The 19,527-nt window shown below is 44.4% G+C and carries 16 protein-coding genes; 10 read left to right on the forward strand and 6 right to left on the reverse strand.

Annotated elements, in window-relative coordinates; translation table 11 throughout:
• Nucleotides 1-43: 43 nt before the first annotated feature.
• Nucleotides 44-1,147, reverse strand: a complete 1,104-nt coding sequence (gene pelA, locus T2812B_RS02630) for a pectate trisaccharide-lyase (RefSeq protein WP_081501857.1) — start codon at nucleotides 1,145-1,147, stop codon at nucleotides 44-46.
• A gap of 239 nt (nucleotides 1,148-1,386) precedes the next feature.
• Between pelA and T2812B_RS02635 the strand changes: the two genes are divergently transcribed.
• The 10 genes from T2812B_RS02635 to T2812B_RS02680 all read left to right on the forward strand — a co-directional run bounded on the left by T2812B_RS02635 (nucleotide 1,387) and on the right by T2812B_RS02680 (nucleotide 14,295).
• Complete coding sequence (locus T2812B_RS02635; protein WP_008192027.1) at nucleotides 1,387-2,658, forward strand: ABC transporter substrate-binding protein; 1,272 nt, start codon at nucleotides 1,387-1,389, stop codon at nucleotides 2,656-2,658.
• A 61-nt stretch (nucleotides 2,659-2,719) separates the two neighbouring features.
• On the forward strand, nucleotides 2,720-3,577 hold the full coding sequence (locus T2812B_RS02640) for a carbohydrate ABC transporter permease (RefSeq protein WP_008192022.1): 858 nt from the start codon (nucleotides 2,720-2,722) through the stop codon (nucleotides 3,575-3,577).
• A 6-nt stretch (nucleotides 3,578-3,583) separates the two neighbouring features.
• The gene (locus T2812B_RS02645; protein WP_008192020.1) at nucleotides 3,584-4,402 is read left to right on the forward strand and encodes a carbohydrate ABC transporter permease; all 819 of its coding nucleotides are present in this window, start codon (nucleotides 3,584-3,586) and stop codon (nucleotides 4,400-4,402) included.
• 27 nt (nucleotides 4,403-4,429) lie between these two features.
• Nucleotides 4,430-6,400: a methyl-accepting chemotaxis protein gene (locus T2812B_RS02650; RefSeq protein WP_008192018.1), complete on the forward strand. Its 1,971-nt coding sequence runs from the start codon at nucleotides 4,430-4,432 to the stop codon at nucleotides 6,398-6,400.
• Between the two features lie 11 nt (nucleotides 6,401-6,411).
• Nucleotides 6,412-7,719 (forward strand): NADH:flavin oxidoreductase, encoded by a 1,308-nt coding sequence (locus T2812B_RS02655; protein ID WP_008192017.1) that lies wholly within the window; start codon nucleotides 6,412-6,414, stop codon nucleotides 7,717-7,719.
• The gene (locus tag T2812B_RS02660; RefSeq protein ID WP_008192015.1) at nucleotides 7,716-9,710 is read left to right on the forward strand and encodes an FAD-binding protein; all 1,995 of its coding nucleotides are present in this window, start codon (nucleotides 7,716-7,718) and stop codon (nucleotides 9,708-9,710) included. Before T2812B_RS02655 ends, T2812B_RS02660 begins: the two co-directional genes overlap by 4 nt.
• 17 nt (nucleotides 9,711-9,727) lie before the next feature.
• The gene (locus T2812B_RS02665) at nucleotides 9,728-10,945 is read left to right on the forward strand and encodes a Gfo/Idh/MocA family protein (RefSeq protein ID WP_008192013.1); all 1,218 of its coding nucleotides are present in this window, start codon (nucleotides 9,728-9,730) and stop codon (nucleotides 10,943-10,945) included.
• Entirely contained in the window at nucleotides 10,939-11,925 is a 987-nt protein-coding gene (locus tag T2812B_RS02670) for a Gfo/Idh/MocA family protein (RefSeq protein ID WP_008192011.1), read from the forward strand. Before T2812B_RS02665 ends, T2812B_RS02670 begins: the two co-directional genes overlap by 7 nt.
• A gap of 13 nt (nucleotides 11,926-11,938) precedes the next feature.
• The gene (locus T2812B_RS02675; RefSeq protein ID WP_008192009.1) at nucleotides 11,939-12,829 is read left to right on the forward strand and encodes an AEC family transporter; all 891 of its coding nucleotides are present in this window, start codon (nucleotides 11,939-11,941) and stop codon (nucleotides 12,827-12,829) included.
• 368 nt (nucleotides 12,830-13,197) lie between these two features.
• A complete protein-coding gene (locus T2812B_RS02680; RefSeq protein ID WP_008192004.1) occupies nucleotides 13,198-14,295 on the forward strand; it encodes a glycerol dehydrogenase in 1,098 nt (365 codons plus the stop codon).
• Here the strand turns inward: T2812B_RS02680 and T2812B_RS02685 are convergent.
• From T2812B_RS02685 to T2812B_RS02705, 5 genes are read right to left on the reverse strand one after another with little or no spacing between them, the layout of a single operon-like run.
• Nucleotides 14,288-15,202 (reverse strand): TIM barrel protein, encoded by a 915-nt coding sequence (locus tag T2812B_RS02685; protein ID WP_008192002.1) that lies wholly within the window; start codon nucleotides 15,200-15,202, stop codon nucleotides 14,288-14,290. The genes T2812B_RS02680 and T2812B_RS02685 overlap by 8 nt on opposite strands.
• Nucleotides 15,203-15,216: 14 nt before the next feature.
• Nucleotides 15,217-16,296: an ABC transporter ATP-binding protein gene (locus T2812B_RS02690; RefSeq protein ID WP_004083278.1), complete on the reverse strand. Its 1,080-nt coding sequence runs from the start codon at nucleotides 16,294-16,296 to the stop codon at nucleotides 15,217-15,219.
• Nucleotides 16,296-17,144, reverse strand: coding sequence for a carbohydrate ABC transporter permease (locus T2812B_RS02695; protein WP_004083275.1), 849 nt, complete (start codon nucleotides 17,142-17,144; stop codon nucleotides 16,296-16,298). Before T2812B_RS02695 ends, T2812B_RS02690 begins: the two co-directional genes overlap by 1 nt.
• A complete protein-coding gene (locus T2812B_RS02700) occupies nucleotides 17,144-18,028 on the reverse strand; it encodes a carbohydrate ABC transporter permease (RefSeq protein ID WP_004083273.1) in 885 nt (294 codons plus the stop codon). The genes T2812B_RS02695 and T2812B_RS02700 overlap by 1 nt, the downstream gene beginning before the upstream one ends.
• A 38-nt stretch (nucleotides 18,029-18,066) precedes the next feature.
• Entirely contained in the window at nucleotides 18,067-19,398 is a 1,332-nt protein-coding gene (locus tag T2812B_RS02705) for an ABC transporter substrate-binding protein (protein ID WP_008191994.1), read from the reverse strand.
• Nucleotides 19,399-19,527: the final 129 nt, after the last annotated feature.

Here is a 19,527-nt window from a genome sequence, read left to right on the forward strand (position 1 = left end):
GGGGTCTCCCCCCTCCAAATGTTAACGGATTGGTTGATGATAATTACTGAGCCGTATTTAGTTCTTCAAACATCAGTTTCCCTGCTCCTGCTCCATCCACGACGATTTTTGGAACATCTTGAACTGGATCAAGCGTGTAATCGTAGTACTCGCGTGGATCGAGAGCGGGTTTTCCTTCCTCAACAGGACGCACTTCAGGTTCTTTACAGTAGTAAAATTCATTCTTTGCATCTCCTTCACCGAGCGTCAGATAACCTTCCACGGGACCCATGATTCTGGTGGGAAGGAACGCAATTCCCGCCTCTGCCATCACAGCACCGTATCCCATGAAGTAGTTTCCTTCAACGTGGACTTTCGCTCCCATCGCTGAAGCAACACCGTAAATGGGGAAGACGTTTCCAGAGACACCTGTTCTCAGGCCCATGCTGTAGAAGTTGTTGAACACGTGTGCCATTCCAAATCTAATTCTGGGCATTCTCTGAATACAGTTCTTGAAGTAGTTGTGGTGGTACGTGACCTTGTAAGCCTGCCCTGCCTGTTCAGGATCTTCTTTGTCGGAGGAACCAACGAGGGAGACTTTGTCGTGATCCACAAATTTACACCATGAAACAGTGATATAGTTTGAGTATTTTGTAATATCCACTGCACCATCGTTGCCATTGACAAAGGTACAGTGGTCGATCCAAATATGATGAGAATTTTCTGCATTGATATAGTCGAAATCATACTTCTTACCTTGAGGATCGTCCTCCATGTAAAAACCCTCAAAATGAATATTTCTTATGATCACATTCTGGGCATCCTTTATCACAAGGCCACCACCGACTATCTTTGCATCGTTTATTCCCACGATCGTTTTGTTTGAAAGAACTTTAATTTCTCTCTTTGGTTCAAAAACGATCGTTCCATCAACGACTATTATGTACTTTCCTTCTGCTGTTGTGTATTTCTCCAGTTCTTCCGCTGTTCTGACAAAAACGATCTCACCACCTAGTCCACCAACTGTACCCTCCGGTAAATCCGCCGTCGGCACGGATGCAAATCCCACAGGTTTGTCATTGAGAGAAGCTTTTACAGCACCAGTTAGAACAGCTGTGAAAATAAGAAGCAATACTAAAGAAACCACACGAGAAAACCTCATGAGCATCCCTCCCTACTGAGATATCTGATGTTTCAAATTTTCACGTCAGTGATGTTACCACATTTTTTCAACTCGAGTCAATATTTTGGTTTCATAAGAACATATACAATAATTAGGCATAATTGTTCCTAACCTCTCATAATCGATTGTGTTTCAAGTTAATTGAACTTGACACAGGTGAAAACTCAGTGATAAAATCCCTTTGAAGTATCAGACATCAAATCCTATGTCAGGAGGGGAGAGTTATGCGGAAACTCAAGCTTGTTCTTTTGATCTCTTTGATACTTTTACCGGTACTGGCCAATGCCGTGAAACTCACCATATGGTGTGGAGGAGGTACCGAAAGAAAGGGTCTTGAAGCAGTAGTTGCCGAATACAAGAAATTGAATCCAGATGTCGAGATCGAACTTGTGGATGTTCCTTACAGTTCTTATGAGCAGAAAATAAGATTAGGAATACTGAGTGGTGATCTCCCGGACCTTGTGACGATTACATATCCATATGCACCTGGATACATGCAATACATGCTCGATCTGAGGCCTTACATTCAAAAGTATCTCGGAATCACACCTGATGATTTCCTAAAATCTCTCTACAATGTTGTAAGAAATCGTATAACCACAAACGATGGAGAAATCAAATATGTTCCTTTGCATTTCACAGCACAATGTCTCTGGGTAAACAAAGATTATTTCGAAAAAGCAGGCGTCCCCTATCCACCTTTTGGAGGAAGAGAAGAACCCTGGACATGGGAAGAATTCATTTTGGCTTTGAAAAAAGTGAAAGAAGCGAACGGTATTCCTTACGCTCTCTCTATGCAGAGAACTGCCGAAAGATTGTTCGCATACATGGCGATCAGAGGAGTCAAAATAATTGATGAAAATCTCGATTTTACACTGGATAAGGATCCAAGAGCAAAACAGCTGCTTCAGGATTTTGTAAACATGTTTAAAGAAGGTCTCATGGTTCCCGCCGAATGGATCTCTGCTCAGGATCCAAACATGGCATTTGGAGGAGGATTGACAGCAGTTCTGTGGGCTGGAAGCTGGAGCACAGCCGATCTTCTTTCAATCGAAGGTAAAAACTTTGTGCCAGCTTATCTTCCAAAAGATATGTACTGGCTGAGTATCGAAGGTGGAAGGTTCTTCGGTGCTTTCAAAACGGGTGATAAAGCCAGAGAAGAAGCAGCTGCTAAATTCGCGCTGTGGGCTGGCTGGAAAGGTTTCGGCTATGACATCTATTTGAAGACTACATTTCATATGTCTGCCTACAAAAATCACCATGTGGAATATGGAAATCCAATCATGGATCAGGTTCAGAAAGTCTGTGGCGATATGATAGACAACACACCGGAATGGGTTGTCACCATAAGAAATTCTGTTGTCTGGTCCAGATTACAGTCTCCAATAGTCAGTCAGATGTCTGCTCTGGTAGCCGGACAAACGACAGTGGACAATGTTATAAAGGTGCTTCGGAATGAATACGACAAAATAGTAGCAGAAGTTGGAAAGAAATAATCCCGGAGGGGGAATACCCCCTCCTTTTTCACAAAACACAAAAGACTGAGGAGGTAATTTGATGTTCTATAAGCTGGTAAAGAGCAGGTTCATATTCGTCATACCCGCGTTTGTTTTCCTTAGTCTTTTCGTTCTGATACCCATCGTCAGTGTTTTTGTTATGAGTTTTTACAATTGGGATTTACTATCTCCCCCTCAGTTTGCCGGCATCAAAAACTTTCTGATGATGTTCAAAGACAAAATGTTTTGGAATTCTATTCTTATATCACTCAAACTACTGATCATCACAGTGCCTTTCACATTCTTTATACCACTTTTTTTAGCACTTGCTCTTCACAGAGAGACAACATCTTCGAAGGTGTTAAGAGCACTCTTTTACTGGCCTTACATGATGCCAGCTGTGGCGGGAACGACCATGTGGAAATGGTTGCTTTCCTATGACACAGGATTGCTGAACTATTTGCTCAGAATTGTAGGATTGAAACCTGTACCCTGGCTCTTGTCTCCCACACCTGCTACTATGTCCATAGTATTTGTCAGAACCTGGGGAATGACGGGGTTACTTATGATGATGTTTATAACAGGTCTGCAAAACATTCCAAATGAATATTATGAGGCAGCCATGATAGATGGTGCAAATCGATGGCAGATATTCTGGAAAATCACGTTTCCTCTTTTGAAAAATACCAATCTTCTAGTTCTTGTCACGTCTATTGCGCATGTATTTAGAGATTTCGCGACCATATATGTCTTGACAGGTGGAGGCCCCGGTTATGCCACAACTGTCACACCTCTTTACATTTATCTCACTGCCTTTACTCATTTCAGAATAGGTTATGCATACACCCTTTCTATCGTTTTCTTACTTATATCCTTCATAATAGCTATGATATCTCTAAGAATTAGAGAATCGAGGTGAGAAGAGATGAAAATATCTTCTATAATAAAATGGTTATTTCTCATAACACTCCTTGTTCTTTACATGTTACCTGTGTATTATGCTATCGTTTCATCTTTCAAAAGTTTGGGTGAGATTTACTCCTATCCCCCAACCATAATTCCTAAGGTATTCACTTTGAAAGCTTACAAAGAAGCCATCCAAGGGCAAGACCTTTTGACCTATCTCAAAAATACTCTATTCGTCGCAATCGTAGCAACTGTAATAACTGTCGTAGTTTGTGTAATGGGAGGATACGGCCTTGCCAAGGGTACCTTTCTCGGAAAAATAGTCCTCAACAGAGTTGTTGTAATGACACTGTTTGTTTCAGCACAGGTTATCATGGTTCCCCTCTTTGTTATGATTAGGAACCTTGGACTCATAAACAGCCTCTGGGGATTGATTATACCAGCAGTTTATACCCCCACCGGTATGTTCACCGCCATACAATACATGAAGGAAATTCCTGATGAAATACTGGAAAGTGCCAAAATCGATGGAGCAAATGAATGGCAAATTTTCTGGAGAATAGTCTTCCCACTCTCGAAGCCACTGGTAGCTGCTCTTTCGATTTTCTCTTTCACTTGGAGATGGAACGATTTCGTTCTTCCACTCCTTGTTGTCAACAAAAGAAGTCTTTACACTCTCCAGCTTGCTCTCGCAACTATACAGGGAGAATACGGCGGAACTCCATGGAACGTGATTCTGGCCTTCTCAACTTTGACAATAATACCTACTTTGATTATTTTCCTCCTCTTCCAGAGATTCTTCATGAGAGGTATAATGGCAGGTGGATTGAAATACTGAATAAAACTCTGGAAGGGAGGAGAAGGTATGTCTTTGAGATTGAAAGTCATAATTATAATGTTAGTCCTCGCATCTGGATTGATCGTAAGCTTCGGTTTCCTCTATAATAATGTCTCTACGTCGATAATTAACACTGTTAAAGAAAATATATCAAACCAAACAAGCGCTCTCTCAAAATTCATTTCCGAAAAAATCGTGAACATCATAAACATATCAAAAGCAGCTGCCACCTATCTTGGTTCGCAATTTTTTGAGGCATTCATGATAGCGAATCAGATGAAGCCAACCGTTGAGAAAGATCAGGGAACTTTTGCTTTTGGTTTTGCTGTCCTTACCCTGAACAAAAGTGCTGCCATTATTACCAAAGAAAGAACGGTGAGAGAAGATTACAGTAAATATGAGCGGTACGTTAAACTGGTCGAAAACAAAGATTACGTTTTGATACCAGAAACCTTTCAGGGAACGCCCGTCCTGACCGTAGTGGTTCCCATAGAAACTATGAATACCCGTACCGGGATTGTGGGTTTTGGAATAAATCTTTCCGAAAACTCCGATCTCTGGAAGGCAGTTGTAGAAGAAGGGAAGGCAAGTAAGAGTGGGTACGGAGTACTTGTCACAAGCGACGGAAAGGTACTGATCCACAAAGACATGGGAAACTTCATGAAAGACGTGAAGGAGTTAGGCGGCTTTGAGAAAGCATTCGAGGAAGCAAAGAGCGGTGGAGAGAAATACGTAGAATACGAATACAACGGGGAGAAGAAATACACCGTATGGGAGAAAGTGCCCGGGTACGACTTCTACATCTTCTCAACAGGGTACCTGGAAGAACTTCTTGCAGAAGGAAGGAAAGCGACCCTTGGGACGATAGTGACGTATGTAGTGTTTGGCGGAGTGATCTTTGCAGTTCTGTTTATCTCGATGATGCCGATAGTGAAGAGAATGAGGCAGCAAGTGGAGAAAGTGAAGAGATTTGGAGAAGGGGACCTGACAGTAGAGTTTGAAGCGAAAGGAAGAGACGAGCTGACCCAGATAGAAGAGAGCCTGAAAGAAGCGGCACTCTCACTCAAAGAGATGATAGTGAGCATCATAGAAGCGGCAAGAGAGCTAAGCGGTGCATCAGAAGAGATAAAAGTTCTCTCAGAAGAGAGCCACAAGATGTCAGAGAACCTGCACGAAGAAGCCAAGAAGATACTGGACGAGGCGAACAACATGAGCAGTGCGCTGACAGAAGTGACGAGCGGCGTAGAAGAAGTAGCAGCGAGTGCTCAGAACATCTCAAAGATCACCCAGGATTTGACAGAAAGGTCAGAAGCTGTGACGAAAGCGGCAAGAGAAGGAGCGGAGAGAGTAGAAGCGGTGGGAGGAGTCATAAACAAACTCAAAGGGTCAGCTGAGAGACAAAGGGACTACCTGAGAGAACTCGTTGACTCGGCCAAGACGATAGGAGAGATAGTGGACACGATCAGCTCGATAGCAGAGCAGACGAACCTGCTCGCGTTGAACGCAGCGATAGAAGCAGCTCGAGCTGGGGAAGCGGGAAGAGGCTTTGCGGTGGTGGCAGACGAGATAAGGAAACTCGCAGAAGAGAGCCAGAGGGCGACAGAAGACATAGCGAAGATGCTGAGCAGCCTGAGAACAACGATAGAACACGTGGAGAACGGTTCGAAAGAGATGTTCGAAGGAGTGGACGAGATAGCGGTGATGGGAGAAGAAGTCACAAAGAGATTCAGAGAGATCCTTAGAAGGATAGAAGAGATCAACAGCATGATAGAGAACACAGCTGCCACCGCGCAGGAGCAGGGAGCGGCTGCTGAAGAGATGGCAAGCGCTATGGACAACGTTACAAAGATCGTTGAAGGAGTTGTGGAAAGCCTCAATAGAATGGAATCTCTCATAGAAGATCAAACCGAATCTGCTGCCAAGGTCTCTGAGGCCGCTGAAAAACTGTCTGAGCTTTCTGAACAGCTATCAACGCTCGTTCAGAAGTTCAAGGTGTGAGGTGAATCTGAGTGAAAAAAAGGTTCAAATACAGAACAATCGAAGAGATGCGCTGGGAAGCTATTACGTTGGGAATGGATCTTCCACTGTTGGATGATTTCGATGTTTTCAGAGATCCTGTTGATCTTGGTTCAAAGACAATCCCGAACAGGTTCGTTGATCAACCTATGGAAGGAAACGACGCACAGCTCGATGGAACCCCTGGTCCCCTCACACTGAGGCGTTACAGGAAACTTGCCGAAGGTGGAGCTGGTGTGATATGGGTGGAAGCCATTGCCGTTTCCAGGGAAGCGAGGGGAAACGACAGACAACTAATGTTGACAGAAGAAACTGTGAACTCTTTCAGAAGCTTTGTTGCAGAGATAAAAAGTGTTTCCTTGAAAACAAACAGCTTTGAACCGTACGTTGTAGCCCAGCTCACCCATCCTGGAAGGTTCGGAAAGAACAGAAAGATTCTCTTTCACGATAAATTCTTAGATGAAAAATACGGTATAACAGAGGATTTTCCCCTCATGTCCGATGAAGAACTGGACAGTTTGAAAGAACAATACCTGAGAGCTGCAAAATTTGCAAAAACAGCTGGTTTCGATGCGGTTGATATTAAAGCGTGTCACAGATACCTTCTTTCCGAACTACTTGCAGCACACACACGCGAGGGAAAATATGGAGGTTCCTACGAAAACAGAACAAAACTTCTGAAAGACATCGTAAGACTCGTTAGAAAGGAAGTCGAAATAGACATTACCGTGCGATTGAACCTTTCTGACTTCATTCCTTACCCATACGGGTGGGGATCGACAGAAGAGGGAACACTCGATTTCACAGAACCTGGAAGACTTCTGAAAGAACTGGAAGAACTCGGTGTGAAAATAATCAACGTGACCGCTTCCACACCGTATCTGAAACCTCATATAAACAGACCGTATGATGAAATGGGAAAGTACAATCCTCCTGAGCATCCCATCGTTGGAGCCATGAGACTTCTGAACCTGGCGAAACTGGCCAAAGAAACTCTTTCAAAAACGCTCGTTGTTGCGAGCGGCTTCACCTGGTTCAGACAGTTCGCACCCTACGTTGCAGCCGGTATGCTGAAGAACGGCTGGTGCGACTTTGTGGGTTTTGGAAGAATGACATTCGCGTACCCAGATTATCCAAAAGACATACTGACAAAGGGGAAACTCGATCCGAAAAAAGTCTGTATCACCTGTAACAAGTGCGCGGAACTGAAAGCTGCGGGAGAAAGCTGTGGTTGTGTTGTCAGAGATGGTGAAGTGTACCTTCCCATATACAGAAAGATGGAGGAGAGCAAGAAATCATGAGAGAGTCGGTTGTTAAGTTAAACGAATACACCCTGAGAATTTTCTCTCTCAATACTATCGTGGTGGGTTCTGGTGCTGCAGGTTTGAATGCGGTAGATAGGGTTTTCTCTTTTGGCCAGAAAGATGTGGCACTTTTAACGGATAACCTGAAATGGGGAACATCCAGAAACACTGGCTCTGACAAGCAAACATACTACAAGCTCACGCTTGCAGGTAATGTACCTGATTCCGTTTATGAACTTGCTGAAACATTGTTCAACGGAGGAAGTATGGACGGTGACATCGCACTCGTTGAAGCTGCCCTTTCGGCCCGGGCGTTTTTCAGGCTCGTGGAACTTGGGGTTCCTTTTCCCCATTCGAGGTACGGTGAGTACGTTGGATACAAGACAGATCATGATCCCAAACAGCGCGCTACCTCTGCAGGTCCTCTGACTTCCTATTACATGTGTGAAAAACTTCTGGAGGAGATTAGAAGAAAGGGTATAAAGATCCTTGAAGGTTACCAGGTGATTGGTATATTAACAGACAGGAACGGAGAGAAAACAATTGGCCTCATCGCACTCGATCTGAACAATATCGATGATCCGGAAAAGAGATACGTTCTCTTCAACGTGAAAAACATAATCTATGCAACCGGTGGACCTGCGGGAATGTTCTATTTCCACTCGGTTTATCCTCCTGTGCATTTTGGAGCCACGGGTATCGCTTTCGAAGCGGGGGTTATGGGGAAGAATCTGACGGAATGGCAGTTTGGAATCGCTTCCAAAAAGTTCAGATGGAATTTGTCTGGTACCTATCAACAGGTCATACCGAGGTACGTTTCTACGGATGAAAATGGAAACGATGAAAGAGAGTTCCTTGAAGAGTACTTCCCGGATCCTTCCACGATGCTGAACGCCATCTTCTTGAAAGGTTATCAGTGGCCGTTCGATGTGAGAAAGATAAAAAACTACGGTTCCTCTTTGATAGACATTCTTGTGTTCTACGAGACAGTGATCAAAGGTAGAAGAGTCTGGTTGGATTTCACGAAAAACCCAGGTTGGGGAAGCAAAAACGGAGAACTGGACTTCTCCCTTCTTGGAAAAGAAGCGTACGAATACCTGAAAAATTCAGGTGCTCTCTTTGGTCGACCCATAGACAGGCTTGAAAAAATGAACAGACCCGCGATAGAAGTCTATTTACAGCACGGAATAGATCTGAGAAAAGAATACTTAGAAATCGGAGTCTGTGCGCAGCACAACAACGGAGGTCTTCACGGAAACATCTGGTGGGAAAGCAATCTGAAACATTTCTTCCCAGTTGGAGAAGTGAACGGATCCCATGGAGTATACAGACCCGGGGGTAGCGCTCTGAACTCTGGACAGGTTGGAGGAGTAAGGGCCGCCCAGTACATAGTAGAGAACTACTCCGGTGATCCTCTGCGTGAAGAGGAAATTCTGGAAGAGGCGAAAGATCAAATCCTCAAAAAAATTGAACTGGGCGAAAGTTTTGTGAAAAAAATCACTGGAAAATCCAATGTGTCATCCATTCTCAAAGAGATAAGCGAGCGTTCCATGAGAAGTATGGGTATAGTGAGATCTCTTGAAGAAGCGGGAAAAGGGAAAAACGAGGCCCTCAGAGATTTCAATAATCTGATTGAAAAAGTAGAACTCTCCTCTATAAGACAACTTCCTTTCGCATTCAGACTCTACGACGTTCTTCTCACACAATACGTGTATCTTTCAGCGGTTGAAAATTACATAGAATCGGGTGGAAAGAGTAGAGGTTCTTACATCGTTCACGATCCGACTGGAGAACTCCCCGTCCCAAATCTACCAGAGATGTTCAGATACAGCCTGGCCGGCGAATCTTTCAACAAGAAAATTCAGAGAGTTCGTTACAAAGAAAACAAGTGTGAATTTTTCTGGGATCCTGTGAAGGAAATTCCAAGGGAAGATACCTGGTTCGAAACGGTATGGAACAGCTTCATGAGGAGAGAAGTTTTCAGATGAGAAGGAGGCAACGACTCATGAAAGAAATCTCTGTGGTTCTCGTGGGTATCGGAGGTTACGGTAACAAATATGTAGAGTACATACTGAGAGAAGGAAGAGAAAAAGGTGTTCGAATATCTGGTGTAGTGGATCCGTATCCACAGAATAGCAGGTTCTATGATGAACTCCGTTCGTTAAACGTTCCTATGTACAACACACTCGAAGAATTTTACTCTCACCATACAGCAGATCTTGCTATCATTTCTTCTCCTATCCATTATCACTGCGAGCAAACCTGTACGGCAGTCAGAAACGGAAGTCACGTGCTCTGTGAAAAACCCGCTGCAGCTACTGTAAAGGAAGTAAAAAAGATGATCGAATGCAGAGAAAAATACAGAAAGATCGTAGCGATAGGTTATCAGTGGTCCTACAATCCTGCGGTTCTCAAGCTCAAGGAGGATATTCTCGCTGGAAAATTTGGAAAGCCGGTTCTTTTTAAAACTCTTGTCCTCTGGCCAAGAGATACGGCTTATTACAGAAGAAACTCCTGGGCAGGAAAATTGAAGGTGAACAATCGATGGGTTTTAGACAGTGTGGCAGGAAACGCTACAGCACACTTTCTGCACAACATGCTTTTCTTGCTGGGCGAAAAAATGGAAGAAAGTGCGTATCCTGAAAGTATGGTTGCGGAACTCTACAGAGCCAACGACATAGAAAGTTTCGACACTTGTGCTTTGAAAATGACTGTGAGAAAGATACCCGTTCTTTTCTTCGCAACACACGCTGTAAAAGAACGTAAAGGACCTGTTTTTGAATACAGATTTGAAAAGGCCCGGGTCATATGTAATTACCCGGAATATCCTGAAAGTGAAGAGAATCTTCTCGTTGTTTATGAAGATGGTAGAAAAGAGATTTACGGTCCAACAGATCATGGTAGTATGAGAAAACTCTGGGTTGTGGTAGATGCAGCGAGGGGGCGAAAGGAATTCATCTGTACCCTTGAATCAGCCATGGCCCACACAATTGCTATAAATGGAGCACACGTTTCCATGAAAGAAATCCAGGATTTTCCAAAAGAATTGAAGAGAGTAGAGGGAGAACCTCCTATGATTTGGGTAGAAGGATTAAAAGAGGCCATGGAGAGAGCCTACGAGGAGGAAAAAATCTTTTCTGAACTGAATCTACCGTGGGCGAAGCGTGGTGAAGAAGTAAAGCTTGAAAACTTCGAGGGGCTCGAAGGGGAGATAACATGCTGAAGATATGCGTAATTGGCTCCTCTGGTCATTTCAGATATGCTTTAGAAGGACTCGACGAGGAGTGTTCCATTACCGGGATCGCACCAGGGGTACCAGAAGAAGATTTGTCAAAGCTGGAAAAAGCTATATCTGAAATGAACATAAAACCGAAGAAATACAACAACTGGTGGGAAATGTTAGAAAAAGAAAAACCCGATATTCTGGTTATAAATACCGTTTTTTCTCTGAACGGAAAGATCCTGCTAGAAGCTTTAGAGAGGAAAATCCACGCCTTCGTAGAGAAACCTATAGCTACCACCTTTGAAGATCTGGAAAAGATCAGGTCTGTCTATCAGAAGGTGAGGAACGAGGTTTTCTTCACAGCCATGTTTGGTATTAGATACCGGCCACATTTTCTCACCGCCAAAAAACTTGTCAGTGAAGGTGCTGTGGGTGAAATCAGACTTGTGAACACACAGAAGTCATACAAACTCGGACAAAGACCAGATTTTTACAAAAAGAGGGAAACATACGGAGGGACCATTCCCTGGGTTGGAATACACGCGATTGACTGGATCCACTGGATCACCGGAAAAAAATTTCTCTCCGTTTATGCTACTCACTCACGTCTTCACAATTCAGGCCATGGAGAACTCGAAACGACAGCGCTCTGCCACTTCACATTGGAAGACGAGGTTTTCGCCTCTCTTTCCATAGATTATCTCAGACCCCAGGGTTCCCCTACCCACGATGACGACAGAATGAGAATAGTGGGAACCAAAGGAATCGTCGAGGTCATTAATGAAAGAGTGTTTCTCACGGACGAGAAAGGACACAGAGAAGTACCACTCGTTGAAAAAGGGCAGATTTTCGAAGACTTTTTGAGGGAAATTCGTGGTCAAGGAAAGTGTATGGTAACTCCGGAAGACTCCATTCTTACCACCGAGATCGCATTGAAAGCAAGACTTTCAGCGGATACAGGACAGATCGTTAGGATTTGAAGGAGGAAAAAGAATGCTCTACACGACATTCTCGGCGATAATTCCTTCTTTTCTTATCATACTCATCGGCTACACAGTGGGAAAAGTCTTTTCTGAAGAAACAATGGGTCTTGTTTCAAAAGTTGCAATCTGGGTCATGGTTCCAACGGTAACGTTTACCTTCATAAACGAATACACTCCCAGTTTTTCAACCCTTGGAGAATTCGGACTTGGAGTGGCTATTATTTTTGTTATCTTCTATCTTTATTCCAGACTCTTCAAAGAGAAAAAAGAAGTGATTCACGTCACTGCAGTTACCGCGAACGTTGGCTATTTGGGATATCCTATCCTTCTTTCTTTGTGGGGAGAAGAAGCACTTTCTCTCGGAGTTGTTTACGCCACCCTGAACATCATCATGTTCTCTGCAGTTCTTCCCATGTTCCTCGGTGAGGAAGTGAACATCAAAAATCTGTTCAAACTTCCTTACGTGTACGCTCTGATTGCAGGATTTCTAACCGGAAAATTGGGCTGGAGTTTTCGAGAACTTCCCGAGTGGCTTGTAAATGCTATTTTGATGTTGAAGCAATCTGCTATACCGTACCTTCTTCTTTACGTGGGATTGTCTGTCTCCACACTGAAACTGGGAAGGCATCTTTCAAAAATTGGCGGGATTATCGTTGTGAATAAACTCTTTTTTGCCCCCTTCATTGCGCTGGTTTTCGCTCTGGTTTACGGTCTTGAAGGACTCACAGCCAAGGTTTTCGTCCTTGAAACGGCCATGCCCGCCGCGGTAAACGCAGTTGTTCTTACCTCCGCCCTGGGCGGAGACAGCGAAACAGTGGGTTATGGTGTCACTCTCACCACCTTCTTTGCCATCTTTACTCTTCCTGTCTGGGCTGTCATCCTAGAGAGAATCTTCAGTTGATATTGTGAACTACCCCGCTTCATAGGAGGCAAAACTTCCCGCTTCAACTCGTGATAGCTCGTAGACCCTTTTCGGGAGCCGCCGCCAGAGCACGGTCCACGGACATAAACTCGGACGGTTCCTGTTTCTATCGTGATGCGCTCCACATGCAGGACACATCTGTTCTCTAACATTCAAGCCGTGGCATAGCTCAGAAAGAAGTTGTACACGAATCTGGTTAGGATAGATTCTGAATTGTAGGTTCGAAGCATTTTTGTCACGTCCTTGTAAAAAATGGAGCCTTTCTTGCAAGTCTTAATAAAAATTTTTCTATACTTCGTGAAAAATTTAACAATTAAAGTTGATAATAACGGTAGGAGTTGATAATCATGATAACAACCACCATATTTCCAGGTAGATATGTTCAGGGGACAGGTGCTATCAATATTCTAGAAGAAGAAGAACTTTCTCGTTTTGGAGAAAAGGCATTCGTGGTGATTGATGATTTTGTGGACAAAAACGTGCTAGGGGGAAACTTCTTCAGCTCTTTCACAAAAGTCAGGGTAAACAAACAGACCTTTGGTGGAGAGTGCTCAGATGAAGAGATAGAGAGACTTTCAGGTCTTGTTGAGGAAGAAACAGACGTGGTGGTGGGTATAGGTGGTGGAAAAACACTCGATACCGCTAAAGCGGTCGCCTATAAATTGAAAAAGCCTGTTGTGATTGTTCCAACTATTGCTTCTACAGATGCTCCATGCAGCGCCCTTTCCGTGATTTACACACCAAACGGGGAGTTCAAAAGATACCTGTTTTTGCCAAAGAATCCAGATGTCGTTCTGGTAGACACGGAGATTGTGGCGAAAGCCCCCACGAGATTTCTCGTGGCTGGAATGGGAGATGCCCTTGCCACGTGGTTTGAGGCAGAATCTTGTAAACAGAAATACGCTCCAAATATGACGGGAAGACTAGGTTCGATGACAGCCTACGCACTCGCAAGACTTTGCTATGAGACACTTCTAGAATACGGTGTACTCGCAAAAAGGTCGGTGGAGGAAAAGTCTGTCACACCTGCCCTTGAAAAAATCGTTGAGGCAAACACCCTTTTAAGTGGTCTGGGATTCGAAAGTGGAGGACTGGCAGCTGCACATGCTATTCACAACGGTCTCACCGTTCTGGAAAATACCCACAAGTATTTACACGGTGAAAAAGTTGCCGTAGGAGTTCTCGCATCACTGTTTTTGACTGACAAACCCAGAAAGATGATCGAAGAGGTCTACTCTTTCTGTGAAGAAGTGGGATTACCCACTACTCTGGCAGAGATAGGACTTGATGGTGTTTCGGACGAGGATCTGATGAGGGTGGCAGAGAAAGCCTGTGACAAGAGTGAAACAATACACAACGAACCCCAACCTGTGACATCAAAAGATGTGTTTTTCGCCCTAAAAGCAGCAGACAGGTACGGAAGGATGAGAAAAAACCTCACTTGACCTTTCTTCTTTTTTTAGTCTTGTTGTTGTCTGCTGCAAGAATCAGACGCCTTCTCAGAAGGTTGAGGGAGTCCGCATACTCATCAGCGAATCTGTCCATGGAATTTATTTCCAAAATTACGATACCATCGAAACCAGACTCTCTGATTATCCTGAAGACCTTGTTGTACGGAATATCCCCTTCTCCAATGGGAAGGTGAAGATCTCCTATTCCATAGACGAAACGAAAGGCTTCTACATCCGGTATTTTTTGATAAGTCTGCGGAGACTCCCCGAAGTTATCGCTGAGATGCAGTTCAACTGCATATGGAAGGCCCTTCTTCAACTCATCGTAGAAATCTATACCGGTGTAGTTTGAAACTATAAACAAATGACCCACATCTATGACGAGCTTCACGTTTGGATGATTCACCGCTCTTACAAGCTTCAACACCTCAGAAACTGGATGACCAACATTTTCAACGCCTATGACAACACCCTTCTCTTTTGCAAGATCCGCCAATTCACGGAGAGCCACGATTTCAGCCTTTCTTTGAACTCTCTCGGGAACATCTATCGAATGATCCACCTCTCCGTAATGGTAAACCACCACTTCCGCATTTATCTCACCGGCGAATTCTATTGTGGCTTCCATAACCCGGTAATGCCAGGGATTGGTTTTTATCTTCAGATTTATCACATCGGGAGCATGAACCGTGTATCGGAAATTGTAGTTGGAAAGAAGTTCTTTCACTCGCTCAAGCCTTTTCCTAATGATCCTGCCCCGTGCTATCACATCGAGGCCAGCAGCTGGAATCTCCACGTAATCGAATCCTATGCTTTTGAAAAACTCGAGTTCACTCACCAGTCTTTTTATTGAACCGTTTACCCTCCTTGTATCCACGTTGGTTCCTATTCCCTTTATCATAACTGCACCTTCTTTTACAGAATCGTTTCCTCCGTTTCTGGATTAAACAGATGAATCTTCCTTAGATCAGGAACCAGAAATACATTCTCACCCGGTTGTGGGGCTTTTCCAGTGTCGCCGAAGACCTTTATTATCTCTCCTTTCTCCGTTTTCACGTTCACTATTATATCCCTTCCCAATGGTTCTACAACATAGACAACACCGGGAATTGAGTTTTCCACACGCTCGCGGGAAATCCTGCAGTGCTCAGGTCTAATGCCGACAACGACTTCCTTCAATTTTACATCAACTGGTTCTGGCAGTTTAATGATGACATCGTCTCTTTTCAAAATCGTTTGTTTGTTTTCCACGGAGACAGAGAAATCCCTCAGGAAGTTCGTTGGAGGATTACCTATGAACGAGGCGACAAACATGTTCTTTGGAGAGTCATAAACCTCATCGGGTGTTCCATACTGAACGAGTTTCCCCTGATTGAAAACAGCGATTCTTGAAGCCATCGTCATCGCCTCAGCCTGATCGTGAGTGACGTAAACAGAGGTGATTCCAAGTTCCTGCTGAAGGTGTTTTATTTCCGCCCGCATGATCATCCTGAGGTTTGCGTCCAGGTTTGACAGTGGTTCATCGAAAAGGAGCACCTTTGGTTGCTTCACCAGAGCCCTTGCGAGCGCCACTCTTTGCTGTTGTCCTCCGGAAAGTTGGGTTGGCTTTCTGTCGAGAAGATTATCTATGAGAAGTTTCCGGGCTATCTCAACGACCCTTTTTTCGACTTCGTCCTTTGAGATTCTTCTTGCCCTGAGTGGAAAGGCTATGTTTTCAAAAACAGTCATATGAGGATAAAGCGCGTAGTTTTGGAACACCATACCCACTTCTCTGTACTTTGGAGGAATGTCGTTGACCAGCACGTCGTCGAAGTAGATCTCACCAGAGGTGGGCTTGTATATACCGGCAAGCATCAAAAGAGTCGTGGTCTTTCCACAGCCAGATGGACCAAGCAGCGCTACGAACTCTCCATCTTTCACTTCAAAACTCACACCATCCACCGCTTTTACTTTTCCGAAGTACTTTTTCAGATTTACAACCCTGATACTGGGCATTATCCTTTCACTCCCCCGATGGTCAGTTTTATCATGTGTTTGCTGACGAAGAAGAAAAAGATGATCGTTGGTATCATGTAAAACAATCCAACAGCGGTCACGAGACCATAGTCAGCAAATCTGTAGTCTCCGATGAAGCCTTTCACGTACTTGGAAAGAGTCCACAGATTCTGCGAGAAGATGAACGTGTTCACAAAGACAAACTCAGACCATCCAGAAAGAAATGCGAAGATAGCTGTAACGGCGATCCCGGGTTTTACAAGTGGAAGAAGAACTCTTCTCCACACCTGGAACCTGCTGTAACCATCAACGAGTCCTGCCCACTCGAGTTCCCACGGTATACCATCGTAAAATCCCTTCATGATCCAAGTGCCCCATGGTACCTCCAGAGAAGCTTTGAGGAGAATCACCCCCCAGAGGGTATCGAGAAGTTTTAAGGTCCACAGAAGATAGAACACAGCCGTCATAAGAGAAATCGCCGGGAAGGCGTGCAAAGCGAGAATGAACTTCATCATCGAAGAACGTCCCGGAAAATCGTACCTGGACAGAGCGTATCCACCCAGACTTGTAATCGCCACCTCAACTCCCATCACACCAAGCGCTAAAAGCGCCGTGTTCAGGGTAGTTTGCCATATGTTCGGATAGCCTTTAATTTCTTCCCATAGAAATCTCCAATTCTTCAATGTGAGTTTGGTGGGCACAAAACCGTTCACCAGATCTTCGCTGAAAGATCTGAGAACGAGCCAAACATACCCGATCAGTATCGGGGAGGTTATGAGAAAAAGGATCACTATTATTATGAGATTCCTGATTTTCTCCGAGTTCTTTTGCCAGAAAGTGACCTTCATCATTCCACCTCGACCTTCGGCTTTTCCATGAGGGATTCAAAACCGAAGAATTTCATGTAAACAAACGCAGAGATCACACCTATGATCACTAAAATGATGGAAAGAGCGGCACCGTAACCGAATCTGAAGTGTGAAAAGGCGTTGTGATAAGTGTAAAGCGCCCATACTTCAGTTCTGTAAACAGGTCCTCCATCCGTGATGATGAGAATGTATTCGAACGAAGCAAGGAGTGAAAGAGTCTGATAGGCAGTTACAAACAGCAAATGCCACTTTATGAGAGGAAGAGTGATTTTTCTCACTATCATGAACCAGCTCGCCCCATCGATACGAGCTGCCCTGTAGTAATCTTCTGGAATAGATTTTATCGCCGCTGTGAAAACCAGCATACCCATCGAAGCACCTATGAAGCCATTGGCGAATATGATCATCCACATTGGAGCGCTGTGCAGCCAGTCCTGTGGTGGAAGACCGAAGAGCCCCCGTATGAAGTTCACAAGTCCATACTCCGTGGGATCGAACATCCAGAGCCAGAGAAGACCATAGACCACAGAAGGAGTGAGTCTTGGTAACATCCAGAGAGTTCTGAAAAAATTTCCCCATCTATCGCTGATCGATGTGGTGAGAAGAGAGAGCAAAAGAGCGGTACCGAGGTTGAACAGTCCCAGGGTCCCGAAGGTATAAATAAAAGTGTTTGCGATCACTCTTGGAATTATAAAATCCGTGGAAATGTCTTTGAAATTCTGGAAACCTACAAAATTCCATGTGAAAGAATAATCCATATCAGTGAAGGCAATGACAACGGTGAGAATGACTGGGATAACAAAAAAGATGATCACGAAGATGAGAAGAGGAGAAAGCAAAAGCCACGGCTTCAGTTTTTTCATGGAATCACCTCACAAAAGCGAAGTGAGGGGGAACCCCCTCACTCAATGATCACTACTCTATCTTTCAGCTGTGATTTGAGCCTCTTTGCCACATCCTCCGCTACCTTCTCTGGATTCATGCCACTTTCTGCCATCTGCATTCCTTCGAAGATGATTTGGTTGTAGAGATTGAACATGTCGTCGTTTGGAATGAACCCCGAGTACGGCAGAAGCTTTGTTCCTTCCATCATGATGAATTCCTTGGTGTATTCGGGAAGCACAGTCTGCTGCCATCTGATCGGCAGATGTCCACTCTCAACCGCATGCCTCATGTTGAGCTCTGGAGCAGACGCAAGTGTTATCAGAAGGAACGCGATGTCCGGGTACTTACTCGTGCTTGGGATCATGTAAACAACCGGATGAGACAGGGTGTTTGGTCTTCCTCTGTCTCTGAACTTAGGAACGGGAGCAAGAATGAACATTTCCTGGAGTTCTTCTTCTGTTTTTCCGTAATCTTTTTTCCACTCAGCCCAGTTCCACGTTCCGCCCATCCACGCCAGGACCTTTCCACCTGTAACGTCTTTGTGAACAGAAGTCCACGGTGTTCCTATCATGTTCTTTGGAAGAATCTTGTAGGTATTTGCAAGGTCGTAGAGCAATTTGTAGTAATCTTTCATCTCTTCCACATTGTAAACAAAGACTGCCTTCTCTTCATCGTAGAAGTCAATGCCCATGCTGATCATGAGCTGGTAGTAATCGATACCTGCTTTCGGCCTGTGATAGAGGCCCCATTCCACAAGGCCCTTTTCAATGGCTTCTCTTGCCACTTCGATGAAGTCCTCGAAGGTGAACTCTCCTCTGGCGATTCGGTCTGGCAGGGAATTGATCTCTTCGTCCGACCAGCCGAGTTTCTTAAGAACCTGCTTGTTGATGTAGAAAGGCCGTGCTTCTGTGTCCTGAGGAATTCCATAGATCTGTCCCTTGTACTTCGTTGATTCCCAGAGCGATGGGATGAAATCGTAGTAAACCTCGTCCCAGTACTTCTTCACGTATTCGTCGAGAGGTATGATGTATCCCGCTTTTGCCCAGGCTCCTATGTCGTCGTGACCGGAACAGATGATGTCCACCGTCTGACCAGATTTGATTCCGAAAACTACTTTCTGCTTGAAAGAACTCCAGTCTGTGGTATCGAAATAGCCATCAACCTTGATGGTGAGATCGACTCCCAGATCCTTCAGAATCTTGTTTAGCCTCTCCGCAGCTGTTTTCAGGTTGTCGAACCTGTAGTAAGATGGATTATCGGGTCCCACGGTCCACGCGGTGATGGTGATCTCTTCTGCGAACATCAAAAGACCTATGGTCAAGATGATCACAAGTAGAAGCTTTCTCATACTTTCACCCCCCGTTTTATTAATTTTATCACTATTTTTTCAATTTCCGTTAAAAAACATCAAATTTCTTTCCTGTAGGCTCGGAAGGTCAGGTGCAGTGCTACCCATTGTAATAGAAAAGCCATCTCA

The organism is Thermotoga sp. 2812B, assembly GCF_000789335.1.
In the GTDB taxonomy this organism is placed as follows: Bacteria; Thermotogota; Thermotogae; order Thermotogales; family Thermotogaceae; genus Thermotoga; species Thermotoga maritima.